The sequence below is a fragment of the Enterobacter cloacae complex sp. SHL012 genome (genome assembly GCF_049237505.1).
GTDB classification, from domain to species: Bacteria; Pseudomonadota; Gammaproteobacteria; order Enterobacterales; family Enterobacteriaceae; genus Enterobacter; species Enterobacter kobei.
In genome coordinates this window covers 234,826-259,939 of record NZ_JBMKIZ010000001.1, presented here as the reverse complement: position 1 = coordinate 259,939, position 25,114 = coordinate 234,826, and the positions used below count along the sequence as shown (strand labels likewise).

General features: G+C 55.6%; 22 protein-coding genes and 1 pseudogene. 17 read left to right on the top strand and 6 right to left on the bottom strand.

From position 1 onward, the window contains the following. Window positions 1-139: 139 nt before the first annotated feature. From hxsB to clcB, 9 genes and pseudogenes are all read left to right on the top strand, one after another. Window positions 140-1,597 (top strand): His-Xaa-Ser system radical SAM maturase HxsB, encoded by a 1,458-nt coding sequence (gene hxsB / locus ACOTY9_RS01315; protein WP_045269509.1) that lies wholly within the window; start codon window positions 140-142, stop codon window positions 1,595-1,597. Then, window positions 1,594-2,832: a His-Xaa-Ser system radical SAM maturase HxsC gene (gene hxsC, locus ACOTY9_RS01310; RefSeq protein WP_050862162.1), complete on the top strand. Its 1,239-nt coding sequence runs from the start codon at window positions 1,594-1,596 to the stop codon at window positions 2,830-2,832. The genes hxsB and hxsC overlap by 4 nt, the downstream gene beginning before the upstream one ends. Window positions 2,833-2,892: 60 nt before the next feature. Next, window positions 2,893-3,392 (top strand): annotated as a pseudogene (locus ACOTY9_RS01305) (glutathione S-transferase family protein); the annotation flags it as partial. 170 nt (window positions 3,393-3,562) lie between these two features. Then, a complete protein-coding gene (locus ACOTY9_RS01300) occupies window positions 3,563-4,306 on the top strand; it encodes a YoaK family protein (RefSeq protein WP_014883641.1) in 744 nt (247 codons plus the stop codon). A 273-nt stretch (window positions 4,307-4,579) separates the two neighbouring features. Continuing rightward, window positions 4,580-5,290, top strand: coding sequence for an osmoprotectant ABC transporter permease OsmY (gene osmY / locus ACOTY9_RS01295; protein WP_063861673.1), 711 nt, complete (start codon window positions 4,580-4,582; stop codon window positions 5,288-5,290). A gap of 18 nt (window positions 5,291-5,308) precedes the next feature. After that, window positions 5,309-6,208 (top strand): osmoprotectant ABC transporter substrate-binding protein OsmX, encoded by a 900-nt coding sequence (gene osmX, locus ACOTY9_RS01290; RefSeq protein WP_348565546.1) that lies wholly within the window; start codon window positions 5,309-5,311, stop codon window positions 6,206-6,208. 8 nt (window positions 6,209-6,216) lie between these two features. Then, window positions 6,217-6,864, top strand: coding sequence for an osmoprotectant ABC transporter permease OsmW (osmW, locus tag ACOTY9_RS01285; RefSeq protein WP_014883638.1), 648 nt, complete (start codon window positions 6,217-6,219; stop codon window positions 6,862-6,864). After that, on the top strand, window positions 6,864-8,012 hold the full coding sequence (gene osmV, locus ACOTY9_RS01280; RefSeq protein WP_348565547.1) for an osmoprotectant ABC transporter ATP-binding protein OsmV: 1,149 nt from the start codon (window positions 6,864-6,866) through the stop codon (window positions 8,010-8,012). The genes osmW and osmV overlap by 1 nt, the downstream gene beginning before the upstream one ends. 102 nt (window positions 8,013-8,114) lie before the next feature. Continuing rightward, entirely contained in the window at window positions 8,115-9,425 is a 1,311-nt protein-coding gene (gene clcB, locus ACOTY9_RS01275; protein WP_348565548.1) for a voltage-gated ClC-type chloride channel ClcB, read from the top strand. Here clcB and bioD read toward each other — a convergent pair. From bioD to ACOTY9_RS01260, 3 genes are all read right to left on the bottom strand, one after another. Further along, a complete protein-coding gene (gene bioD / locus ACOTY9_RS01270) occupies window positions 9,360-10,055 on the bottom strand; it encodes a dethiobiotin synthase (protein WP_014883635.1) in 696 nt (231 codons plus the stop codon). The two genes, clcB and bioD, sit on opposite strands and share 66 nt — an antisense overlap. Window positions 10,056-10,185: 130 nt before the next feature. Then, entirely contained in the window at window positions 10,186-11,406 is a 1,221-nt protein-coding gene (mlc, locus tag ACOTY9_RS01265) for a sugar metabolism global transcriptional regulator Mlc (protein WP_014883634.1), read from the bottom strand. A gap of 120 nt (window positions 11,407-11,526) precedes the next feature. After that, the gene (locus tag ACOTY9_RS01260) at window positions 11,527-12,432 is read right to left on the bottom strand and encodes a LysR family transcriptional regulator (protein WP_023330286.1); all 906 of its coding nucleotides are present in this window, start codon (window positions 12,430-12,432) and stop codon (window positions 11,527-11,529) included. A 121-nt stretch (window positions 12,433-12,553) separates the two neighbouring features. Between ACOTY9_RS01260 and ACOTY9_RS01255 the strand changes: the two genes are divergently transcribed. After that, window positions 12,554-13,807 (top strand): MFS transporter, encoded by a 1,254-nt coding sequence (locus ACOTY9_RS01255; RefSeq protein WP_014883632.1) that lies wholly within the window; start codon window positions 12,554-12,556, stop codon window positions 13,805-13,807. A gap of 75 nt (window positions 13,808-13,882) precedes the next feature. Here ACOTY9_RS01255 and ACOTY9_RS01250 read toward each other — a convergent pair whose 3' ends face one another. The 3 genes from ACOTY9_RS01250 to ACOTY9_RS01240 form a co-directional block, all read right to left on the bottom strand. Beyond that, a complete protein-coding gene (locus ACOTY9_RS01250; protein ID WP_014883631.1) occupies window positions 13,883-15,274 on the bottom strand; it encodes an APC family permease in 1,392 nt (463 codons plus the stop codon). After that, window positions 15,264-15,449, bottom strand: coding sequence for a hypothetical protein (locus ACOTY9_RS01245; RefSeq protein WP_418251745.1), 186 nt, complete (start codon window positions 15,447-15,449; stop codon window positions 15,264-15,266). Before ACOTY9_RS01245 ends, ACOTY9_RS01250 begins: the two co-directional genes overlap by 11 nt. A gap of 181 nt (window positions 15,450-15,630) precedes the next feature. Continuing rightward, window positions 15,631-17,049 (bottom strand): glutamine synthetase family protein, encoded by a 1,419-nt coding sequence (locus ACOTY9_RS01240; RefSeq protein ID WP_032636739.1) that lies wholly within the window; start codon window positions 17,047-17,049, stop codon window positions 15,631-15,633. Between the two features lie 226 nt (window positions 17,050-17,275). Here ACOTY9_RS01240 and puuD point away from each other — a divergent pair, with 226 nt between their 5' ends. The 7 genes from puuD (at window position 17,276) to asr (ending at window position 24,969) form a co-directional block, all read left to right on the top strand. Further along, on the top strand, window positions 17,276-18,028 hold the full coding sequence (gene puuD, locus ACOTY9_RS01235; RefSeq protein WP_196238017.1) for a gamma-glutamyl-gamma-aminobutyrate hydrolase: 753 nt from the start codon (window positions 17,276-17,278) through the stop codon (window positions 18,026-18,028). 25 nt (window positions 18,029-18,053) lie between these two features. Beyond that, window positions 18,054-18,611 (top strand): HTH-type transcriptional regulator PuuR, encoded by a 558-nt coding sequence (gene puuR, locus ACOTY9_RS01230; protein WP_013096835.1) that lies wholly within the window; start codon window positions 18,054-18,056, stop codon window positions 18,609-18,611. Between the two features lie 155 nt (window positions 18,612-18,766). Beyond that, on the top strand, window positions 18,767-20,260 hold the full coding sequence (gene puuC / locus ACOTY9_RS01225) for an aldehyde dehydrogenase PuuC (RefSeq protein WP_200925185.1): 1,494 nt from the start codon (window positions 18,767-18,769) through the stop codon (window positions 20,258-20,260). Further along, window positions 20,257-21,537, top strand: coding sequence for an NAD(P)/FAD-dependent oxidoreductase (locus ACOTY9_RS01220; protein WP_014883627.1), 1,281 nt, complete (start codon window positions 20,257-20,259; stop codon window positions 21,535-21,537). Before puuC ends, ACOTY9_RS01220 begins: the two co-directional genes overlap by 4 nt. 25 nt (window positions 21,538-21,562) lie before the next feature. After that, window positions 21,563-22,834, top strand: a complete 1,272-nt coding sequence (puuE, locus tag ACOTY9_RS01215) for a 4-aminobutyrate transaminase (RefSeq protein WP_213784471.1) — start codon at window positions 21,563-21,565, stop codon at window positions 22,832-22,834. A gap of 123 nt (window positions 22,835-22,957) precedes the next feature. Continuing rightward, window positions 22,958-24,445: a carboxypeptidase M32 gene (locus ACOTY9_RS01210; protein ID WP_348565549.1), complete on the top strand. Its 1,488-nt coding sequence runs from the start codon at window positions 22,958-22,960 to the stop codon at window positions 24,443-24,445. 149 nt (window positions 24,446-24,594) lie between these two features. Then, window positions 24,595-24,969 carry an acid resistance repetitive basic protein Asr gene (asr, locus tag ACOTY9_RS01205; RefSeq protein ID WP_014883624.1) on the top strand — a complete coding sequence of 125 codons (375 nt, stop codon included), beginning with the start codon at window positions 24,595-24,597 and terminating at the stop codon, window positions 24,967-24,969. Window positions 24,970-25,114 lie beyond the last annotated feature (145 nt).

Genomic DNA, 25,114 nt, shown 5'->3' with positions numbered 1-25,114 from the left:
TTGAGTGTAGAGTTTACCACTAAAGAGGCGTTCTGTCTGAGGATAAGTATCAATAAAAAATATCTCTCAGATGCACCTCTCATTATGAATACCTTCCTGACTAACATCCTTGATCTCAGTATACAGGACATCATGCACAATGAGCGTTAGATTTAAATCTCCCGCTGAGTTTGCTTCTCAGTCATATCAACTACTTCCATTCAGATTCAGCCAACTGGATGACGGAAATTATTTCCTTTCGACTGATTATGGCGAGTGGATGTGTATTAGCCCTTCACAACTTACTACACTCATCAATAAGGAGAAGATTGAAGATGAAACGCTTTGGTATGAACTGAAGGCCAAACACATGGTCAGTAACGGAATTGATGACAACCAGATCGCTTTACTCTCCTCCCGATACAGAACAAAGAAATCATTCCTGGAAAACTTTTCTCAGCTCCATATTTTTGTCCTCACCGTTCGCTGTAACAACTCCTGCGTCTATTGTCAGGCCTCTCGTAAGAGCTGCCAGTCCGATCAATCTCGTTATGATATGAGTCCGGAGACCCTTGAAAAGAGTATTGATTTATTCTTATCTATGCCTTCAGACAAGCTTACGCTTGAATTTCAGGGGGGAGAGTCCACGCTGAATATGGGCCTCATCCGTCAGGCCGTCGCCTTGGTCAACAGGAAAAATACCCGAAAAGATATTCAATTCGTGGTTTGTACTAATTTGTGCGAGTTGAATGACGAAGATCTCGACTTTTTGCTAGAGCATAATTTTTCAATCAGCACATCGCTTGATGGCCCTCAGGCGTTGCATGATGCTAACCGTAAATATGCAAAATCAGGTGCATGGAGTGCACTCATTTCAACGCTTAATAAAATCAAACGGCGTGATGCGTTTGACAGAGTTAGCGCACTGATGACAACGACCCGGCCAAGCCTTGATATGGCTGAAGAGATTATAAATGAATATGTAAGCCATGGATTTCGGAGTATTTTCATCCGCGAACTTAATCCTTATGGCTTCGCACAGAAATACTTCCATAAAATCGGGTATACCACGGAACAATTTCTGGCGTTTTATGAGAAGTGTCTCGATTACATCATTCGCATTAATCACGATGGAATTGCATTTCGCGAATCCTATGCTGCATTGATCATGAAAAAGCTCATGACGCCTTGGGCAACAGGATTTGTGGATCTTCAGTCCCCCTGTGGATCTGGTTTTGGGGTCACACTGTATAACTATGATGGAAACATCTACCCAAGCGATGAAAGCCGAATGATGGCAGAAACGGGCGATCAGCATTTCAAAATGGGGAGTGTTTTTGAGAATAGCCCAGAAGAACTTTTCTTTGGCTCAGTCATGCAAGAACTCGCCTCTGCAGGAGTCAATGACTGCCTGCCCGTCTGTTCTGACTGTGCGTTTGCTCCCTACTGCGGCGCAGACCCTGTACGCCGCTATCAGGTAACAGGTTCAGTTTATGGCCATCCCGGTAAAGACGATTTCTGTTTAAAAAACAAAGGTATTATTTCGATGATTATTAAACGATTTGTTGAAGGCGATCGCGAGACCCGTCGTATTCTGATGCAATGGGGAATGAAATGAAAACACGATGCACTGACGATACGCTTTTTCTTTCTACTCAGGCAGAAAGCATCTGGCACCTGAAGGAAGCACTATTTGGTAAAGTCGCTGTCGAATTAAATCAAATCGCAGCGGATTGCATTGTCTTTCTGACCTCCGGCAAATCGATACCACTGTCAGCATTGCCCTCAGCACGAGCAATCATTTGTACAAAGAACAATCCGAACTTTGAAGACTTAATCGCCCAGGGGGAGACACCGGTTATCGTCGTTTCAGAAGAAACTGTTTTCAGTGAGGGCGATGTAATAACCATCAGCGAGCGGGGGCGGATCCATCGCTTATTTCGTGCAAGCTCTAAGAACAACGCATTCCTGGTGACTGAAGTTTGCAACAACCTCTGTGTAATGTGCCCGCAGCCTCCTAAACCGGAAGCAGCAATTAACCAGGGTGATATTGAGCAGCGGATCCTAAAAACTCTTTCACTGATTGATGATAAGCACTTTCCGGAAGCACTCTGTATTACGGGGGGGGAACCGACAATGTTAAAGGAAGGATTGCTTCATATTATTGAGGCGATTTCAGAAAGAAACCAACAGACGTTAATACACTTGCTGACGAATGGCCGCTACTTATGTCAGGGGAACTATACAGCGCGTCTGGCACAGAAAAGTAATCATCATTTGCTCGCCGGCATCCCCCTTTTTGGTCATGTTTCAGAGATTCACGACTATGTTGTTCAATGCGAAGGGGCATTTGATCAAACAATGGCCGGTTTGTTAAATTGCTACAAACACGGGATTGACATTGAACTGCGCGTTGTACTGAACAAATTAACGGTAAAATATTTAACTGCGCTGGCAGAATTTATTTCCCGAAATCTCTTTTTCGTTAAGCATGTTGCGCTTATGGGCATGGAGAACATGGGATATGCAAAACTGAACCGGGAAGCCGTATTTATCGATCCCTGGGAGTATAAGGATACGCTATCCGCCACCATCGAGATTTTTCAGTTATATGGTATTGATGTAAGGGTCTTTAACCTTCCTTTATGTATTGTTAATGAAGACACACGAGCCCATTGCAAACAGAGTATCAGCGACTTTAAGAATAGCTGGAGCCCTGTTTGTACCTCCTGTATGAAACGCGACGCATGCTGCGGTTTTTTCAGTTCCTCGACGGATAAATTTTGGTTATCCAACCATATCAGTCCTTTTGTTACAGACCTGGAGAGAAAACACCCGAGTTTTGGAGGTTGAATTCTGTTCAAGCCAGTGTGTTGTTTTAGATCGTTCATACCCTTAAAGGGCACCAGCACTATGCTAAAGATCCTCGGCCAAACCACCTCCATCAACGTGCGCAAAGTGCTCTGGACCTGCGAGATGCGGGCATCGACGGGCAGCAGGAAGATGACGGCAGCGGTTTTGCCTCAACGGAAACGGATGCTTTCCGAGCCCTGACCCCCAATGCCATCGTGCCGGTACTGATCGATGACGATTTCGTACTGTGGGAATCTAACGCCACCTGCCGTTATCTGGCGCGCAAAGCCGGACGTCGCGATCTTCTGCCCGCAGAGTCACAGCTCTGAGCCAAAGTTGAGAGCTGGATGGACTGGCTGGCGACCGAACTTAACGACGCCAGGCGCTATATCTTCCCAGCGCTGTGGCGTAACAACCCAGGCTTTAACGACCCTGAGCGCATTGCGGCAGGAATAAAAGAGTGGAACCACTGCATCACCATTCTGGAAAGCCAACTGCAGCGCATCGCTCTTACCCTTGCGGATGTGGTGCTTAGGCTGTCGGTGAATCGATGGAAAATAATGGCGTAGCGTGAGGTTTCAGTTTGGAATACTTTTCGTAAGGATATTTTATTTAATTACTAAACCCTCAACGTCGCCAGAGGGAATAATAATTAAGCAATATCCTGGACAGCCCGTCGACACGCTTTGCTAGCCTGATTATTCAGGCAAAGCTCACCCCGGAGGTATTCTTGCTGATTAAACTCAAGAAAGAACGAACGCACCAGGAGGATCGCCGGCTTGCTCTCTGGCTGGCGACCTCAGCAGGTTTACTCAACGCCATCGCCCTTGGGGCCTTTGGCTTTTTCCCCTCTCATATGACCGGCAACACCTCACAATTATCCAGCGAAGTCTCCTCCACCGATCTGAGCGATATCATTTTCTTTGGCTCGATTATTCTCTCCTTTGTGGCGGGTGCAATCCTTGCGCGTCTTATCGTGATATGGGGCATTATCCATAACGTCAGGCTGGTTTTTTGCCAAATCCTTTTTGTCGAAGGGATATTATTGACCGGCGTATCTCTCTACGAGATGTATTTCCATGCGCTCACCAGCAACCGCGAGATTATTATTTTCCTGTGCTGTCTGATGGGCATTCATAATTCAACCTCCACACAGCTTTCCGGCGGACGGGTGAGATCGACGCACATTACCGGCACGCTGACGGACGCGGGAATTTCCCTGGCCTCCGTCACGGTTGCCATGCTTCGCAGGGATTACTCCAAAGATACCGCAGCACAAAAAAGTCAGTTGAAAACCCACTTAACCACCCTTTTCTCGTTCATTACCGGGGGTATCGCCGGGTTACTGCTCTTCAGATGGGTTGGCTTCAACGCCATGCTGGCGCTCGGGTTGATGCTCTCCGTTGTCGCGACCGTATCGATTATCAGTATCTCAGTGCGTGTTCGCCGTGTACGCCCCCTACTCAGCAGATAAAGCTCTCAGGCAGGGTGACAGGAACATCGCGATACGTGACCCTGTCACTTTATGGGCTGCGCTTTAGGACTATTCTGCCTGCGCCATATTCAGCCCTTACGCCATAAGGCCTGACTTAAGGTTGTCACGCTTTTCATAGGGTTACTGATTTTCCCCCTTCGCTGGAACCCTTCCCAAACGCTTGCTATAGGTCAATTACCCCTGCCGAAACATGGCATAACAACAGGCAACCGGTGGTTGCTATAACGCATGCGCACAGGGAGACACACCGCAATGCACCCATTACTCAAACGTTCGCTGCTGTTTGTTGGCGCGATTATCATGGTTCTTGCCCTTCTCATCTGGGGGATCGGACTTGAGACAATCAAGGCGCGTCAGGTTGACCTGATTTATCTCGGGCAACAGCACATGATACTGGTTTTCTCGTCGATGTTTTTTGCCCTGCTGGTCGGTATTCCGGCCGGTATCCTGCTGAGCCGCCCGGCCGCGCGGGGTATCGCCGAATATGTGATGCAAATTTTCAACGTGGGTAACACGCTGCCACCGCTGGCCGTGCTGGCCCTGGCGATGGTGGTGATTGGCATCGGCGATACGCCCGCCATCATCGCGCTGTTTCTTGCCTCGCTGCTGCCCATTGTGCGCAATACCTACGCGGGACTGTGTTCCGTTCCGGCCTCGTTACTGGAAGCGGCAAACGGGATCGGGATGACCAAATGGCAGCGTCTGCGTCAGGTTGAATTGCCCAACGCCTGGCCCGTCATGCTCTCCGGGATCCGCATCGCCACCGCCATCAACGTCGGTACCGCGCCGCTGGCATTCCTGATTGGTGCCAGCAGCTACGGTGAGCTGATTTTCCCCGGCATCTACCTGAACGATTTTCCGACCCTGATCCTCGGCGCGGCGGCCACCGCCCTGTTCGCCCTGATCCTCGACACCCTGCTGGCGGCGCTGGGTCGCGTGATGAGCCCCCATCTCGCTCAATAACAATAACAAGGAGCTTTTATGAGACTGTTTTCCGGCCTGACGGCGCTGTGCGCCGCGGCGCTCTTCACCAGCCAGGCAATGGCAGCCCCGCTGATCCTGGCAACCAAAAGCTTTACCGAGCAGCATATTCTCTCGGCAATGACCGTGCAGTATTTACAGAAGAAAGGATTCCATGTACAGCCGCAAACCAATATCGCCACGGTGATTTCCCGTAACGCGATGATCAACAAACAGATCGATATGACCTGGGAGTACACCGGCACGTCATTAATCATCTTTAACCACATCAACAAACGCATGTCGCCGCAGGAGTCTTACGAGACGGTGAAACGCCTGGACGCAAAGCACGGTCTGGTATGGCTTAAGCCCGCTGACATGAACAATACCTATGCTTTCGCCATGCAGCGCAAGCGCGCCGAGGCGGAACACATCAACACCATGTCAGAGATGGTGGCGAAGATTGAGCAGATCCGTCAAACCAACCCGGACAAAAACTGGCTGCTGGGCCTGGACCTGGAATTTGCCGGGCGCAGCGACGGCATGAAGCCGCTGCAGGCCGCCTATAACATGACGCTGGACCGCCCGCAGATCCGTCAGATGGACCCGGGACTGGTCTATAACGCGGTGCGCGACGGCTTTGTCGACGCCGGTCTGATTTACACCACCGACGGGCGCGTGAAGGGCTTTGACCTGAAGGTGCTGGAAGATGATAAAGGCTTCTTCCCGAGCTATGCGGTCACTCCGGTGGTGCGTAAAGACACGCTGGAGGCTAATCCGGGTCTGGAAGAGGCGCTCAATACCCTCTCCGCCCAGCTCAACAACGACGTTATCACCGAGCTGAACAAGAAGGTGGATATCGACCATCAGTCACCGCAGCAGGTCGCCCGTGATTTCCTGCGTAGCAAACAGTTGCTGTAGGAGGCGCTATGGATACCGTTCACTACATCCTGGATAACTGGGACTATCTGTTAACCCTGACGCTGCAGCACCTGTGGCTGGTGGCGCTGGCCGTGGGTTTAGCCATCCTCATCGGCGTCCCGCTGGGCGTTCTGATTGTCCGTCATAAATGGCTGGCAACGCCGGTACTGGGCATCGCTACCATCGTGCTGACCATTCCGTCCATCGCCCTGTTTGGTCTGATGATCCCGCTCTTTTCGCTGATCGGTCAGGGTATCGGCGCCCTGCCCGCGATTACGGCGGTGTTTCTCTACTCGCTGCTGCCGATTGTACGTAACACCCATACGGCGCTCGACAGCCTGCCGCCGGGCCTGCGTGAAGCCGGACGGGGCATCGGCATGACCTTCTGGCAGCGTCTGCGCTGGGTGGAAATCCCGATGGCGCTGCCGGTAATTTTCGGTGGGATCCGTACTGCCGTCGTCATGAATATTGGCGTGATGGCGATTGCCGCGGTAATCGGCGCGGGTGGCCTGGGCCTGCTGCTGCTCAACGGTATTGGCGGAAGTGATATTCGCATGTTGATTGCGGGCGCGCTGATGATTTGTCTTTTAGCTATTGTGCTCGACTGGCTGCTGCACCGTTTGCAGGTGGTTCTGACTCCAAAGGGGATTCGATAATGATAAAACTGGAAAACCTCACCAAACACTTTTCACAGAAGCATGGCCAGACCATTAAGGCCGTCGATAACGTCAACCTGAACGTTCCCGAAGGGGAAATGTGTGTCCTGCTCGGCCCGTCCGGCTGCGGGAAAACCACGACCCTGAAGATGATTAACCGCCTTATCACACCCAGCAGCGGAACAATCCTCATTAACGGTGAAGACACCAGCGGGATGGACACGGTGACCCTGCGCCGCAATATTGGCTACGTGATCCAGCAGATTGGCCTGTTCCCGAACATGACTATCGAAGAGAACATCACCGTTGTACCGCGCATGCTGGGCTGGGATAAAGCGCGCTGCAAAACCCGCGCCGAAGAGCTGATGGATATGGTGGCAATGGATCCGCGTAAGTTTCTTAGCCGCTATCCGCGCGAGATGTCCGGCGGCCAGCAGCAGCGTATCGGCGTCATCCGCGCCCTGGCGGCGGATCCTCCGGTACTGCTGATGGATGAACCGTTCGGCGCGGTGGACCCCATCAACCGCGAGGTGATCCAGAACCAGTTCCTGGAGATGCAGCGCAAGCTGAAGAAAACGGTGATGCTGGTCAGCCACGATATTGATGAAGCTCTGAAGCTCGGCGACCGAATCGCGGTCTTCCGTCAGGGGAAAATCGTGCAGTGTGCCAGCCCGGATGAACTGCTGGCAAAACCGGCCAATGAATTTGTCGGCTCGTTTGTTGGTCAGGACAGGACGCTGAAGCGGCTGCTGCTGGTCTCCGCAGGAGACGTCACCGACCAGCAGCCGACCATTACGGCGCGGAGCTCAACGCCGCTTCCTGAAGCCTTTGCCACGATGGACGACAATGACATTCGCGCAATTACCGTGGTCGACGAGCACGGAAAACCGCTGGGCTTTGTGAAACGTCGCGAAGCGCGCAACGCCAGCGGTACCTGTGGCGACATCCTGCATCCGTTCCGCATGACCGGCAAGGCGGAAGACAACCTGCGCGTCGTGTTGTCACGTCTGTATGAAAGCAATACCAGCTGGATGCCGATCGTGGATGAGGACGGGCGTTACAACGGCGAGATTTCGCAGGACTATATTGCCGAGTACCTGAGTTCCGGGCGTACGCGTCGGGCACTGAATATTCATAGCGACAGTTAACCCTTCTGGCCGGGCCTCGCCCGGCGCTTTCGCACGCATACCTTTTGCTAACCCCGCGATTTCCCGCCACAATATTGTATCGTTCCCCTGTAATCGCGACCCATGCAACGTCTTCATGCTTACCCCGACATCCGGGCGATGTTTCGCCGACTGTTGATTGCCACCGTCACCGGCGTGCTGGCGGCGCTGGCCGTTGCGGTGTTTCGTCACAGCATGTACCTGCTGGAGTGGCTGCTTCTCAGCAACGACAGCGGTAGCCTGGTGAATGCCGCCGCATCGCTCTCGTCCTGGCGGCGCGCGCTGACGCCTGCGCTGGGTGGGCTGGCCGCCGGGGTACTGCTCTGGGGATGGCAACGACTGACCGCCCAGCGGCCTCACGCGCCAACCGATTACATGGAGGCGCTGGAGACCGGGGACGGCCAGTTTGATTACGGTGCCAGCCTTGTAAAATCCCTGGCGTCGCTGCTGGTCGTCGCCAGCGGAAGCGCCATCGGGCGCGAAGGGGCCATGATCCTGCTTGCCGCTCTCGCCGCCTCCTTTTTCGCTCGCCGTTTTACGCCCAAATCTGAATGGAAGCTCTGGATCGCCTGTGGCGCCGCGGCCGGGATGTCCAGCGCTTATCATGCCCCCTTAGCCGGAAGCCTGTTTATTGCAGAGATTCTGTTTGGCACGCTCATGCTGGCCTCACTCGGCCCCGTGGTTATTGCGGCGGTGGTGGCGCTTCTGACCACGCGCGTGCTGGCACCCGGCGCCAGCACGCTCTATGAAGTCCATCTGAGCGGCATACTGACCGCGACAGATTATGCCCTGCTGGTCGCCATGGGTCTGCTGGCAGGTCTTTGCGGACCCCTGTTGATGTGGCTGATGAAGTTTAGCCACGGACTGTTTCTGCGTCTCAAACTTTCGCCGCCGTGGCAGCTGGCGCTGGGGGGGTTGATCGTCGGGCTGCTGTCCCTCCTCACGCCGCAGGTATGGGGGAATGGCTACAGCGTGGTTCAGGCTTTTCTGCTCGCCCCGCCGCTGCTGTCGGTGATTGCCGGAGTGTTTATCTGTAAATTGCTGGCGGTACTGGCCAGCAGCGGTTCGGGTGCACCGGGCGGCGTGTTTACGCCCACGCTGTTTGTCGGCATGGCGACGGGGATGCTGTTTGCGCAGCTTTTCGCGCTGTGGTTACCGGGTTCTGAGACGGCAATATTGCTGGGACTGGCGGGAATGGCCACGCTACTTGCTGCGACCACGCATGCGCCCATTATGTCGGCGCTGATGGTCTGTGAAATGACCGGACAGTATGTTTTACTGCCCGGTTTACTGGTCGCCTGTGTGGTGGCGTCCGTGCTGTCGCGGACGTTACGCCACGACTCGATCTACGGCCAACACGCCGCCGAGGGCAGAGAGATCGATGTACTGCGCTAACTCGCGCTGCTCGGCACGAGGCAGATAAGGCAGCTCACCCACCAGCGGCCCAGGCAGTTTGGCGCTCAGCACGTCGATGATCTCCGCGTAGTGCGCCAGGCCCGGGTTGATACGGTTTGCCACCCAGCCCACCAGCGGCAGGCCGTCATTGGCAATCGCCTGCGCTGTCAGTAGCGCATGGTTGATGCACCCTTCCTGGATACCCACCACCATCACCACCGGAAGCTGTTCCTGGACGACCCACTCAGAGAGCGGACGCAAATCATTCATCAGGCTGCGCCAGCCGCCCGTCCCTTCGACCACCACGTGATCAACCTTCTCGCTCAGGTTCGCCAGCCCGTCGGACAGCAGGGGATAATTAATCAGACCGCTGTGCGCCACGCTGCTCTCCTCTTCGCTTAAGGCAATGGGATTGACCGCCTGATAAGGCAGTTCCAGCGACGAGACGCTTTGCAGCACCAGGGCGTCTTTATTACGCAATCCCTCTGGCGTCTCTTTACTCCCTTTTGCGACCGGTTTGTACCCTGCCACGCGTTTACCGCTTGCTGCAAGCGCCTGCAGCAATGCGCGGGATACGACGGTCTTGCCGACAGAGGTATCTGTACCAGTAACAAAGAAACGCTTAAGCATGACTCACTCCACCTCTTGGGTATGCTTCGAAAATATAAACCAGGTAAATAATTCAGTGGAGGAAGTCTACGGGATGCGTGCGCTACCCGGCTTGAGATAGCGCAATTTTTCGTACATCTGCGGAAAAGAGTTAACCCTGTAACAGGCGGATAAGCAGCGAGCCGTTATACATGGCATCTTTGACCAGCGCCGCACCTGCCATGGTGCCCTGGTTAGAGAATTGGGTGCTTTCCACCGCAATATTCTTGCTGTAGGCGGGAAGCGACTGCTGATGGATACAGGCAGAGATCGCCGGAAAGAGGATCTCCGCCGCCTGGCTGAGCGGGGAGCCAATCAGGATTTTTTGCGGGTTAAAGAGGTTCACCATAATCGCCAGGATGCGGCCAACGTTAATCCCCACCCCGGTAATAATATCCTTCGCCAGCAAATCTCCCTGACGCGCGGCGGCGCAGAGGGAATCGACCGTTAAGGGTTGGCCGTGCAGCGAGGAGCTCATGGACTGGCTGAGCCTGACCTGCGCCAGCTCCAGCACGCTTTCTACACTGGCAATAGTCTCCAGGCAGCCATGGTTCCCGCAGTAGCAGCGCTTCCCGTACGGGTCGACCTGAGTGTGCCCGATTTCCACCAGGCTGCTGCTCCCGGCGTGAAGAAGACGCCCGTCGGTGATGACACCCGCCCCAACGTTATGGTCGATCACCACCTGAATCACATCTCGCGCACCGCGCGACGCGCCAAACAGGGCCTCCGCCATGGTCCAGGCACTGATGTCATGCTGAATATAGACCGGCACGCCGGTATGGTTTTTCAGCACCTCTCCCAGCGGCATCTCTTTAACATCGTCGTAAAACGGCATGCGGTGCACGATGCCGTTTTCGGTATCAATAATGCCCGGCATGGTGATGGCGATTGCCGTTAAGCGTTCCAGCCGCTGCTGATGGCGGATAAAGAAGTTATCGATATGGGAGACAATGGCATCGAGGAGCGATTGTTCCGCGTTGAGCGGCAGCTCAAGCCGATCCTCCACCACCAGTTTGCTGCTCAGATCGCGCAGCGCGAGGAAGATCTCCCCGCGACTGATGCGCAGTGACAGGTAATGCCATGCTTCCGTCTCAACCACCAGCCCGACCGCCGGACGGCCACGGCTGCCCGGCTCCTGAATTTCCGTCTCCTGGACCAGGTGCGCTTCCAGCATTTCACGGACAATCTTGGTGATACTGGCAGGTGCCAGCTGTGCCAGGCGCGAAAGATCGATACGCGAAACCGGACCAAGCTGATCAATCAGGCGGTATACCGCGCCAGCGTTGGTCTGCTTAATCTGATCAATGTGCCCTGGCTGACTATCAGCAACCACCTCGTACTCCCTTATTTTCGAGCTTCGAAATAAACTTTGGGCTATGGTGAAGCACTTCCATAGCTGTCGTCAAATATTTACTTAGCTCTGTGATTTACCGCACATTTTTATCCCTTTTCCCTACCGGTTTTGCCCACCTGAAGCACTGATTAACTGCTGTTTGAAGCGCTGCGCGGCGTGGCTCTGTTCACGATGTTTTGACCAGACCAGCCACATCTCGGAAACGGCATCCTCTTCGGCGATGGGAACCCAGCGCATTTCGCGCAGTTGTACCCGTTTAAAGGAGGCCGGAAGAATAGAGACCCCCAGTCCGGCGGCGACCAGCCCAATAATGGTCATCGCCTCGCCCACCTCCTGGGTGATAACCGGAGCAAGATCGTAGCGACGCATCAGTCCCAGAATGTCGTCATACAGGCCCGTTCCGACCTGAGGATCAAAAAAGACAAAGGGTTCTTTTGCCAGCTCTGCCAGCGATACCGCCGGACGAGAGGCCAGCGGGTGGTCAAGGGGGATCATAGCCATCAGGGGTTCATGCAGAATCACCTGCCACGCCAGCGTGTCCGGCAGCTGCGTATTCCGCATCAACCCCAAATCCAGTGCGCCTTCATTCAGCGGTGCAATTTGCTCGCGGGTATTAATTTCGCACGTCTGAATATGCACATCCGGGAAATGGCGGCGGAATGAGGAAAGCGTCTGGGAGACGGCGCTGATAAAGGGCGCGGACGACGTAAACCCGATTCGCAGCTCACCGGCTTCTCCGAGGTAAAGCCGCTCTGCACGGGCGGCGGCGTCATCAACCATGCTCAGGATTTGTCGGCTGTCGGTCAGAAACTGCTTACCCGCCGCCGTCAGGCTCACGCTGCGGTTGGTGCGGGCCAGAAGGCGCGCGCCCACCTGCTGTTCGAGGATTTGAATCTGCTGGCTTAACGGGGGCTGAGAGATATTCAGCCGTGCCGCCGCGCGGCCAAAATGCAGCTCCTCAGCAACGGCGACAAAATAGCGAAGATGACGCAGTTCGATATTCATATTTTTAAAGTATCATTTGAGATAATTAATATATTAGACAGAATATTTACATTTTCCTACCCTGATCGTGTGGTCATACCCGTCACCCGAAATCACGGGGATGTTTAAGCAAGGAAACTGTGTGAGTCGTACAACCTCCATTGATATCTCTCCGGCCAGCGATATCAATGATTTACCCGTAGCATCGCAGCCGGTTCAGTTCATTAAACGTGGTACTCCCCAATTTATGCGCGTTACCCTGGCGCTCTTTTCGGCCGGTCTGGCCACGTTTGCCCTGCTCTACTGCGTTCAGCCGATCCTCCCCGTTCTCTCCCATGAGTTTGGCGTATCGCCCGCCAGCAGCAGCGTTTCGCTCTCGATTTCAACCGCGATGCTGGCAATTGGCCTGCTCTTTACCGGCCCTTTGTCCGACGCCATTGGCCGTAAACCGGTGATGGTCACTGCCCTGATGCTGGCCTCGGTCTGTACGTTGCTCTCGACCATGATGACCAGCTGGCACGGCATTCTGGTGATGCGCGCGCTGATCGGGCTGTCGCTCAGCGGCGTGGCCGCGGTCGGGATGACCTATCTCAGCGAAGAGATCCATCCGAGCTTCGTTGCCTTTTCGATGGGGTTGTACATCAGCGGGAATTCAATTGGCGGCATGAGTGGGCGTCTGCTGAGCGGGGTCTTTACGGACTTCTTTAGCTGGCGTATTGCGCTGGCGGTTATCGGGTGTTTCGCGCTGGCATCTGCACTGATGTTCTGGAAAATCCTGCCGGAATCACGCCATTTTCGCCCGATTTCCCTGCGCCCGAAAACGCTGTTTATTAACTTCCGTTTGCACTGGCGTGATAAAGGGTTGCCGCGCCTGTTCCTGATGGGCTTCCTGCTGATGGGGTCATTCGTCACGTTGTTTAACTATATTGGCTATCGCCTGATGCTTTCACCGTGGCATCTGAATCAGGCCGTGGTCGGTTTGCTTTCTGTGGCTTATCTCACCGGCACGTGGAGTTCGCCGAAAGCCGGGGCGATGACCGCACGCTTCGGCCGCGGGCCGGTCATGCTGGTCTTCACAGCGGTAATGCTGCTCGGCCTGCTGTTGACGCTCTTCTCCTCACTGTGGCTGATTTTTGCCGGGATGCTGCTCTTCTCCGCCGGGTTCTTCGCCGCGCACTCGGTCGCCAGCAGCTGGATTGGCCCGCGCGCGCGTCGAGCCAAAGGACAGGCATCGTCGCTGTACCTGTTTAGCTATTACCTGGGATCCAGCATCGCCGGGACGCTGGGGGGCGTGTTCTGGCATCACTACGGCTGGAACGGCGTGGGCGGGTTTATCGCCCTGATGCTTTGTGCCGCACTGCTGGTGGGGGCAAGTCTTCATCAACGTTTGAGATAATAAGCGTGCGGGCTGATGTCCGGTAAGACGCACGCGCGACCTAAACGGCACCAGCGTACTGGTGCCGTTTATCGTTCAGGAATCCCAGGCCTGCTCTATCTTACCGGCTTCAAACTGCGGAGGCGGTTTTCGGAAACGGCGCGTTAGCCATGTCAGGTAAAGGATCCCCAGAGCCGCCCAGATGAGGCCAAGCGTCAGGGACGTCGCTTCGAGGTTTATCCACAGCACGCCGACCGTTACCGCCCCAATAAGCGGCAGCAGGAGATAGTGGAAACGATCTTTCCACGTTTTGTTCAGCCCCTTACGCCGCCAGAAATGGTTGTACACCGAGAGGTTAACAAACGTAAACGCCACCAGTGCGCCAAAGTTGATCAGCGCCGTTGCGGTCACGAGGTCAAAGTACAGCGCCGACAGGGCCACTATCCCCACCATAATGACGTTCAGGGCCGGGGTACGCCATTTCGGATGCACATAACCAAACACCCGCTCCGGAAAGACGTTGTCACGCCCCATCACATACAATAACCGCGAGACGCTGGCGTGCGAGGCCAGACCCGAAGCCAGCGTATTGACAAAGGTGGTACATAAAAACACCGACTGGAAGAGCTTACCTCCCACGTACAGTGCGATTTCCGGCAGCGCGGCATCCGGGTTCTTGAAGCGCGCGATGGTCGGGAAAAAGAGCTGCATGAAGAACGAGGCAATAATGAATATCAGCCCGCCATACAGCGCGGTCAGGAAAATGGCTTTGGGAATGACCCGTGCCGCGTTTGGCGTCTCTTCCGATAGCGTGGTAACCGCATCAAAACCGAGGAAAGAGAAGCAGACGATGGTCGCGCCGGTAATAATAGGGATCAGATGTGCGTTCTCGCTGATAAACGGCTGCAGCGACCAGACGGTGCCGACCCCTTCTCCCTTGTGCAAGCCATGCACCACGAGGATGACAAACACCACCATAATCGCGACCTGCACCAGCACAAACAGGGTATTAAAGTTGGCGACCAGGTTAACACTCTTCAGATTCGCCAGCGTCAGGATCGTCACAAACCCCACTACCCAGACCCACGGCGGGACCTCAGGGAACATCGCGGAAAGGTAGATCTTCGCCAGCAGCACGTTGATCATCGGCAGGAAGAGATAGTCCAGCAACGATGACCAGCCGACCATAAAGCCCACGTGGGGTCCAATCGATTTCTGCGTGTAGGTATACGCGGAGCCCGCTTCCGGGAACTGCCGTACCAGTTTACCGTAGCTGATGGCGGTAAACATGACGCCAGCCAGCGCCAGGAGATACGAGGCGGGCACGTGGCCGTTGCTGATACCGGACACAATACCGAAGGTATCAAACACGGTCATGGGGGTGAGGTAAGCCAGCCCCATCATCACCACCTGCCAGAGCTTAAGAGAACTGCGCAGTCGGGTTCTGCCGGCCATGCCCGGCGCGTCAAGAGACGTGTTAGTCGCCATACACCGTCCCCCCCATGCTTACCGTGGTTTGCAATCGCGTTGACCTTAACGCAAACCTGCTTAGCAAAGGGGGAAGTTGTGAAGAACAAACGCGACCGTACCAGCGCACCGTCTCTGGCTCGCATTCACCATGGAAGCCTGACTGGCCCCCTTCGCCCTGCGGATAGTTGAACATCTGCATCATTTCCTACCTCGTCACACAGTGTCGTTAAGAAAGTCCCTGTGCCGCCTGCGCTCCATAACGCGACTCCCGGGAGATAGCTGGCGTGCCAGCGAACAGTTCGGCCAGGCTCCGCGCAGGCCGTATGGTGATACGTATGAGATGAAACAAAGCGGCCCCTTACTGGGGCGCGTTATCAGGCGTTTTTCAGCATCCACTCGATTTCTGTTTCAGTAATCAGGCGTTCAAACTGCAGTAATTCATCATTTTTGCAGGCGTGATACACGTGGCAGAAACGCTCGCCCAGCCGCTCGCGAAGGCGATCGTTTTGCATAAACTCCCACAGCGCATCACTCTGACGAATCGGGAACGGCAGTCCGTCCTGCTCCAGACCATTGCCTTCAACCTCTTCCTGCAGCGGTAAATCGTTATCCAGCCCGTGCAGAATGCCGGCAAAAATCGCCGCCATCACCAGATACGGATTCGCGTCTGCCCCTGCCACCCGGTATTCGACTCGATGATTATGGCGATCGCCGCAGGGAATACGCAGGGCTACCGTGCGGTTGTTGTGACCCCATGACGCCTGCGTCGGCACATACATTCCCGGCTGGAAACGGCGGTACGAGTTGACGTTCGGTGCCAGCAGCGCCATGGACGCTGGCATCAGATCGATCATCCCGGCCAGCGCGCGTTTCAGCAGCGCGGAATCCTCGCCGCTGGCGTCCGCGAGCACGTTTTCGCCTCTGTTGTTTTGCATACTGATGTGGATATGCATCCCGCTGCCCGCATGCTCTTCATACGGCTTCGCCATAAACGTGGCGTGCATCTTATGTTTTTCTGCCATCTGCCTGACGAGACGTTTTAGCGCCAGCGCATCATCACAGGCATCCAGCACGTTTTCCGTATGGTGCAGGTTAATTTCAAACTGACCCGGCGAGGCCTCAGCCACTGCGCCATCGGCGGGGATCAACTGCAGCTGTGCCAGCTCATCAATATCGTTCAGCACGTCAGCAAAGTGGTTAAGATTATCAACAGAGTAGACTTGGCTTTGCGTGTTACGCACGTCGGTGCCCGGCGCGCAGGGTGGCTGCAGATAGCCGTCGGCATCGCGATTCCGATCAAGTAAATAGAACTCCAGCTCTACCGCTACCACGGGGAACAGACCGCGCTGGCGCAACTGCTGCCAGAGCCGGTTGAGTACGTTCCGCGGCTCAACGTCAAAGGGAGCGCCATCTTCATCGACCATGGTGAGCTGCACCTGACCAATGTATTCCGGGTCCGCCGCGGACGGTGTCAGGGTGCCCGGCACCGGCACACAAACACAGTCAGGCTCGCCGAGCTCCTGCCCCAGGCCCGCTTCTTCCACCACGTTACCCAGAATATCCATGGCGAACACCGACGCCGGGAAATAGCAGCCTTTTTCGAGTTTGTTCAGTCCGGCAACCGGAATACGTTTACCGCGAAAACAGCCGTTCAAATCGGTCAGGAGGACATCAATAAACTGGGTGTTCGGATACTGTTCTAAATAGCGCTTCACCTCCTGCGTAAAGGCGCTGCCCCGCCTCTCATCCGTGTAGTGAACAAAGTTCTCAACTTCTACGATATTGGTTTCCATGATTTACCACCGTTTTTGGGATTTGCGTTCGCTGCTCAGGACTGTCAAATATAATGTCCACCCTATCGAATCTGTATGCAAATAAATTGTTTGTCAAATGTTAAATTAAGTTTGCAAAAGGCAGATCTCGTTGCTAGATTGAGAAAATATTGAACGAAAAGGCCGTTTTACAGGTGAAACTGGCCTAAATTTAGTCCACTTTGTGAGGGCGATCATGGAAAATATAATGAACAAGCCAGTCATTGGCGTGGTGATGTGCAGAAACAGGCTTAAGGGTCACGAGACCCAGACCCTGCAAGAAAAGTACCTGAATGCCATTATCAATGCGGGGGGCTTACCCATTGCCTTACCGCATGCGCTGGCAGAGCCAGAGTTGCTTACCACTCTGCTGCCAACCCTGGACGGGATTTACCTGCCGGGCAGCCCAAGTAACGTGCAGCCGCACCTTTATGGTGAAAACGGCGATGAGCCTGACGCCGATCCCGGGCGTGATCTTCTGAGTATGGCGCTGATTGCCGCCGCGCTCGAAAGGCGCATCCCCATTTTCGCCATCTGCCGGGGGCTGCAGGAACTGGTTGTTGCGACGGGAGGGACGCTGTATCGCCGCCTGTTCGAGCAGAATGACCTGCTTGAGCACCGGGAAGATCCTGAACTGCCGGTTGAGCTACAATACGCCCCGTCTCATGAAGTTCAGGTTCAGGAGGGAGGACTGCTGTCTCAATTAATACCAGGCTGTAACACATTTTGGGTAAACTCGTTACACGGGCAAGGTGCACGAACGTTAGGACCACGGCTTCGCGTGGAGGCCCGCTCGACGGACGGGCTGGTTGAAGCGGTCAGCGTGCACGACCATCCTTTTGCCCTCGGCGTGCAATGGCACCCCGAATGGAACAGCAGCGAGTACGCCCTGTCACGTATGTTGTTTGAAGGTTTTATCACCGCCTGTCAAAGCCACATTGCCGAGAAGCAACGACTTTGACCACTACCGTAAAGGAAATGCAACTATGAGCGATGACGGACTGGCGCCAGGGAAACGTCTGTCTGAGATCCGCCAGCAACTGGGTCTCTCGCAGCGGCGTGCCGCCGAACTGTCTGGGTTAACACACAGTGCCATCAGCACCATCGAGCAGGATAAAGTCAGTCCTGCCATCAGTACGCTTCAGAAGCTGCTGAAAGTCTATGGGCTGTCGCTCTCGGAATTCTTTTCGGAACCGGAAAAACCTGATGAACCGCAGGTGGTTATTAATCAGGAAGACCTTATCGAAATAGGCAGTCAGGGGGTTTCGATGAAGCTGGTTCACAACGGAAATCCGAACCGTACGCTGGCGATGATTTTTGAAACTTACCAGCCAGGAACCACGACCGGAGAGAGGATCAAACATCAGGGTGAGGAGATCGGTACGATACTGGAAGGTGAAATTGTGCTGACCATTAATGGCCAGCCTTATCACCTGGTTGCGGGGCAAAGCTATGCCATTAATACCGGCATACCGCACAGCTTCAGCAATACCTCGGCAGGCATCTGCCGCATTATCAGTGCCCACACCCCCACCACGTTCTGATGACCACTCAGCCCCGGCGTAAAGACTTACGCCGGGGCAAATAAAAACGATCAATGTCGGCATTTTACGGGTTAATCCCCGGGATGCCTCACGGCTTCGTATTGCCTGAAACGGCCATGCCTTTATTTATCTGATTGCGAAAGAAAGGAGTGAATATGCATTTTCAGCACCTGACTTACTGGCAGGATAAAGCAAAAAACAGTGCCATTGAGACCCGGTTATTTATTAACGGTGCCTATTGTGACGCCGCCGATAAGGCCACGTTTGAAACCGTCAACCCCGCTACCCGTCAGACGCTAGCGAATGTGGCCCGGGGCAAGCAGGCGGACGTAGACCTCGCGGTTCAGGCTGCGCGTGAGGTATATGACCGTGGCGACTGGTCGCAGGCATCACCGGCGCAGCGCAAATACGTTCTCAATAAGTTCGCCGATTTGATGGAACGCCACGGCGAAGAGCTGGCCTTACTGGAAACCCTGGACACCGGTAAACCCATCCGCCACAGCCTGCGCGACGATATTCCCGGCGCGGCGCGCGCCATTCGCTGGTACGCCGAAGCGGCGGATAAAGTCTACGGCGAAGTGGCGCCTACGGGTCCGGACGAGCTGGCGATGATTGTGCGCGAACCGATCGGGGTTGTCGCCGCCATCGTTCCCTGGAACTTCCCGCTGCTGCTGGCCTGCTGGAAGCTGGGCCCGGCGCTGATCGCGGGCAATAGCGTGGTATTGAAACCGTCCGAAAAATCGCCCCTCACCGCCCTGCGGCTGGCCGGGCTGGCGAAAGAGGCGGGCCTGCCGGACGGCGTGCTGAATGTGATAAGCGGTTACGGCCACGAGGCGGGCCAGGCACTGGCCCTGCATCCGGACGTTGAGGTGCTGACGTTTACCGGCTCTACCCGTACCGGCAAGCAGCTGTTGAAGGACGCAGGCGAAAGCAACATGAAGCGCGTCTGGCTGGAGGCTGGCGGCAAGAGCGCCAACATTGTCTTTGCCGACTGTCCGGACCTGGACAAGGCCGTGAGCGCGACCGCCGCCGGGATTTTTTATAACCAGGGGCAAGTGTGTATCGCCGGGACCCGCCTGCTGCTTGAGGAGAGCATCGCCGATGACTTTCTGGCAAAGCTGAAAGCGCAGGCCCGCCACTGGCAGCCGGGCGATCCGCTCGATCCCGACAGCACGATGGGAATGCTCATCGACGCCGCGCACGCCGATACCGTTCACACGTTTATTCGCGAGGGCGCCCGGAAAGGTACGCTGCTGCTGGACGGGCGGGCACAATCCTGGCCTTCTGCGGTAGGTCCAACCATTTTTGTCGACATCGACCCTGCCTCCCCGCTGTGCCGGGAAGAGATTTTCGGGCCTGTTCTGGTCGTCACCCGTTTTAAAACCGAAGAGGAAGCCTTAACGCTGGCCAACGACAGTGAATATGGGCTTGGCGCGGCGGTATGGACCCGCGACCTCTCCCGCGCACACCGCATGAGCCGTCGCCTGAAAGCAGGCTCGGTCTTCGTCAATAACTATAACGACGGGGATATGACCGTACCGTTTGGTGGCTATAAGCAGAGCGGCAACGGCCGCGATAAGTCTCTGCACGCGCTGGAAAAATTTACCGAACTGAAAACCATCTGGATTGCCCTGGAGCCTCAATCATGACCGAACATACCACCAGCTATTATGCGGCCAGCGCGAACGCGTACGAACCATTCCCGACGCTTAGCGAATCAATCAGCTGTGACGTGTGCGTGGTAGGCGGCGGCTATACCGGCCTCTCCTCCGCACTGCATCTCGCTGAAATGGGCTACGACGTGGTGCTCCTTGAAGGGGCGCGCATCGGCTTCGGTGCCAGCGGACGCAACGGCGGCCAGCTGGTTAACTCCTACAGCCGCGATATCGACGTGATTGAGAAAAACTATGGCCCCGATGCTGCCAAAGTCCTCGGGAGCATGATGTTTGAAGGCGGGGAAATCATCCGGGAGCGTATTCAGCGCTATCAGATCCAGTGCGACTATCGTCCCGGCGGGCTGTTTGTTGCCCTGAACCATAAGCAGCTGGAGACGCTGGAAGAGCAAAAAGCCAACTGGGAACGCTACGGCAACACGCAGCTGGAGTTGCTGGATGCCAGCGCGATCCGCCGGGAAGTCGACAGCGAACGCTATACCGGCGCGCTGCTGGACCGCAGCGGGGGACATATTCATCCGCTCAACCTGGCGATCGGCGAAGCGGACGCCATTCGCCTTAACGGCGGGCGGGTGTATGAACAATCCCCGGTGACCGCCATTCAGCACACCAGCCCGGCCGTGGTAAGCACGCAGCATGGTCAGGTGACGGCCCGCTATGTGATCGTCGCCGGAAATGCCTATCTGGGCGATAAGGTCGAACCAGAACTGGCAAAACGCAGCATGCCCTGCGGCACCCAGGTGGTGACCACCGCCCCGCTGCCGGAAGAGGTCGTCCGCACGCTGATCCCCAATAACTACTGTGTTGAAGATTGCAACTACCTTCTGGACTACTACCGTCTCACCGCCGACAACCGCCTGCTGTACGGCGGTGGCGTAGTCTATGGCGCGCGCGATCCGGACGATGTCGAGCGTCTGGTGATGCCAAAGCTGTTGAAAACCTTCCCTCAGCTGGCAGGGGTCAAAATCGACTACCGCTGGACGGGCAACTTCCTGCTGACCCTGTCGCGCATGCCGCAGTTTGGTCGTCTGGATAAAAACATCTACTACATGCAGGGCTACAGCGGCCACGGCGTGACCTGCACCCACCTGGCCGGACGGCTGATTTCGGAACTGCTGCGCGGTGACGCAGAGCGCTTTGATGCGTTTGCCAACCTCCCGCACTACCCCTTCCCGGGCGGTCGCAGCCTGCGGATTCCATTTACGGCGATGGGCGCGGCGTATTACAGCCTGCGCGATCGTCTTGGCGTTTGATCATTTCGACAAAAGGGTATCTGACATGAGTAACCAGGAATTTCATCAGCGCAGACTTTCGGCCACCCCGCGCGGCGTAGGCGTAATGTGTAATTTCTTTGCCCGCACGGCGGAGAATGCCACGCTTACCGACGTGGAAGGCAATGACTATATTGATTTCGCCGCCGGGATCGCGGTACTGAATACCGGCCATCGTCATCCTGAAATGGTGGCCGCAGTGGAAAAACAGCTGCACCAGTTCACCCACACGGCCTACCAGATTGTGCCATATGAAAGCTACGTTTCCCTGGCCGAAAAACTTAACGAGCTGGCCCCGGTACAGGGCCCGGCTAAAACCGCGTTCTTCACGACGGGCGCGGAAGCGGTGGAAAATGCCATTAAAATCGCCCGGGCCCACACCGGCAGGCCTGGCGTGATTGCCTTCGGGGGAGGCTTTCACGGCCGAACCTATATGACCATGGCGTTAACCGGCAAGGTCGCGCCTTATAAGCTGGGATTTGGCCCCTTCCCCGGGTCGGTTTATCACGTACCGTATCCCTCCGAGCTTCACGGCATCACGACGCAGGATGCCATCACGGCGATAGAGCGCCTGTTCAAAGCCGATATTGAGGCGAAACAGGTAGCGGCGATTATTTTTGAACCCATTCAGGGTGAAGGCGGATTCAACGTCGCGCCGCCAGAGCTGGTGGCCGCCATCCGCCGCATCTGTGATGAGCACGGGATCGTGATGATTGCCGATGAAGTGCAGAGCGGTTTCGCCCGTACCGGTAAGCTGTTTGCCATGGAACACTACGCTGACAAGCCTGACCTGATGACGATGGCCAAAAGCCTGGCAGGCGGAATGCCGCTGTCCGGCGTGGTGGGCCGCGCTGAGATCATGGATGCACCAGCCCCCGGTGGACTCGGGGGAACCTATGCAGGCAATCCGCTTGCGGTGGCCGCCGCGCACGCGGTGCTGAATATTATCGACAACGAGTCACTGTGCGCGCGCGCCTGTCACCTGGGCGATCGACTGAGCGCCACGCTGGAGGAGATTCAGGGTACCTTCCCTGCGCTCGTGGCGATTAGAGGAAGAGGATCGATGATTGCGGCAGAGTTTTTTGATCCCGAGAGCCGTGAACCGTCGGCCGCCATCGCGCAGGCGATTCAGCAAAAGGCACTTTCCCGGGGCCTGCTGTTACTGATCTGCGGCCAGTACGGAAACGTGATCCGCTTCCTTTATCCGTTGACCATTCCGGATGCCCAGTTCACCCAGGCGCTGGCGATCCTGCAACAGGTTATGCGTGATAAGGCATAAGTGCCCACTGAGAACCGTCTCCCGGACTTCCGGAAGACGGTTTCCACGGAGGAAATGTTGGGGAATTTGGCCTGTTTCATTGTATGCTCCCTGAAACACATCCCTGGCAAGAGGAAATAAGAATTGCAAAATCCATCCGCCTATCAGTCACTTGTGAAAACCTTCCAGCGCCTCTCCCGCTTCTCGCATCTCTCCTCCATCGCCAGCTGGGACATGTTTACCATGATGCCGCCCGGCGGCAGTGCCGCGCGCGGTGAAGCGCTGGCGGAAATGAGCGTCCTGCAGCACCAGCTCCTTACCGATAAAAAAGTGGGCGAATGGCTGACCGCAGCGGCAGAGGAAGATCTGAATGACGTCGAACAGGCTAACCTGCGTGAAATGACGCGCCACTACCAGCAGGCGACCCTGCTGCCGGAATCGCTGGTTGAAGCCAAATCGCTGGCGGGCAGCAAGTGTGAGCACGCCTGGCGTACACAGCGCCCCGCTAACGACTGGCAGGGTTTTTCCGCCAATCTAAAAGACGTCGTCAAACTCAGCCGTGAAGAAGCCCGTCTTCGCGCCGAGGCCAAAGGCTGTACCCCGTACGATGCCCTGCTGGATATTTTCGAACCGGACATGACCAGCGCGCGCCTGGACGTGCTGTTTGGTGATATGAAAACCTGGCTGCCGGACCTGCTGGCGAACGTGGTGGAAAAACAGGCTCAGCGGTCGTTCGTCCCGCCACAAGGCCCTTTCCCAACGGCTACCCAGCGCGAACTCGGACTGGAAGCCATGAAGATGCTCGGCTTCGATTTTAACGGCGGTCGTCTGGACGTCAGTGCCCACCCGTTCTGCGCCGGCGTGCCGGAAGATGTGCGTATCACCACGCGCTATGACGAGGACGAGCTGCTCAGTGCGCTGTTTGGCGTGATCCACGAAACCGGACACGCGCGCTACGAGCAAAACCTGCCGCGAGCCTGGGCAGGACAACCCGTGGCGCTGGCGCGTTCAACCGCCATCCACGAATCTCAGAGCCTGTTTTTTGAAATGCAGCTGGGACGCAGCGAGGCCTTCCTGAAGCATCTGCTCCCTGCCGTTCACGCCCGCTTTGGTAGCCAGGCCGCCTTCAGCGAAGAGAACTTTATCGCCTGGAACCAGCGCGTTAAGCCAGGTTACATCCGCGTTGATGCAGACGAAGTGAGCTACCCTGCCCACGTGGTGCTGCGCTATGAAATTGAGCGTGCGCTGATTAACGGCGAGATCGAGGTGGACGATATTCCCGCCCTGTGGGATGAAAAAATGCAGGCCTGGCTTGGGTTATCAACCAAAGACAACTATCGCAACGGCTGTATGCAGGATATCCACTGGACCGACGGTGGGTTTGGTTATTTCCCGTCATACACGCTGGGCGCTATGTATGCTGCACAGTTGTTCCATGCCGCAAAAACCGCCCTGCCGGGGCTACAGGCCTCTATCGCCGAGGGCGATTTTTCGGCCCTGTTTGAGTGGCTGCGTCAGAACATCTGGCAGCACGGCAGCCGCTTCAGCACGTCGCAATTAATCACCCAGGCGACAGGCGAAGATCTGAATATCCGCTACTTCCGCGAACATCTCACCTCGCGCTATTTGTAATAACAACGCCGGGGAGGCTCCCCCGGCGTTGTACATATGGTTACACGCCGATACCAATCACTCACGGAAACCTCGAATTTACAGGGATATAGTTATTTCAACGGCCCCGCAGTGGGGTTAAATGAAAAACCAAATTCGAGGTTATGAACATGAAAAAAGTATTAGCTCTGGTTGTTGCCGCTGCTATGGGTCTGTCTTCTGCTGCGTTTGCTGCTGAAACCACTGCTGCACCAGCGGCCGCTGCGCCAACTGCAACGACCACTGCTGCGCCAGCAAAAACTGTACATCATAAAAAACACCACAAAGCCGCTAAACCTGCTGCAGAGCAGAAAGCGCAGGCCGCTAAAAAGCACCACAAAAAAGCCGCTAAACCTGCTGTAGAGCAGAAAGCCCAGGCCGCTAAAAAGCACCATAAAAAAGCCGCTAAACCTGCTGTAGAGCAGAAAGCCCAGGCCGCTAAAAAGCATCACAAAAAAGCAGTAAAACACGAAGCTGCTAAACCAGCTGCTCAGCCAGCTGCGTAAGGTACAAGCTTAACCGTGCCCTTCGGGGCACGTTGGTAAACCGGCGCTGAACCGGAAAAGGTTCTGCGCCGTTTTTTTATCCGGAGGGCGTATGCTGCGACGCTATCGGTTTGAGCTCATTCTGATCCTGCTTATTTTATGCGCG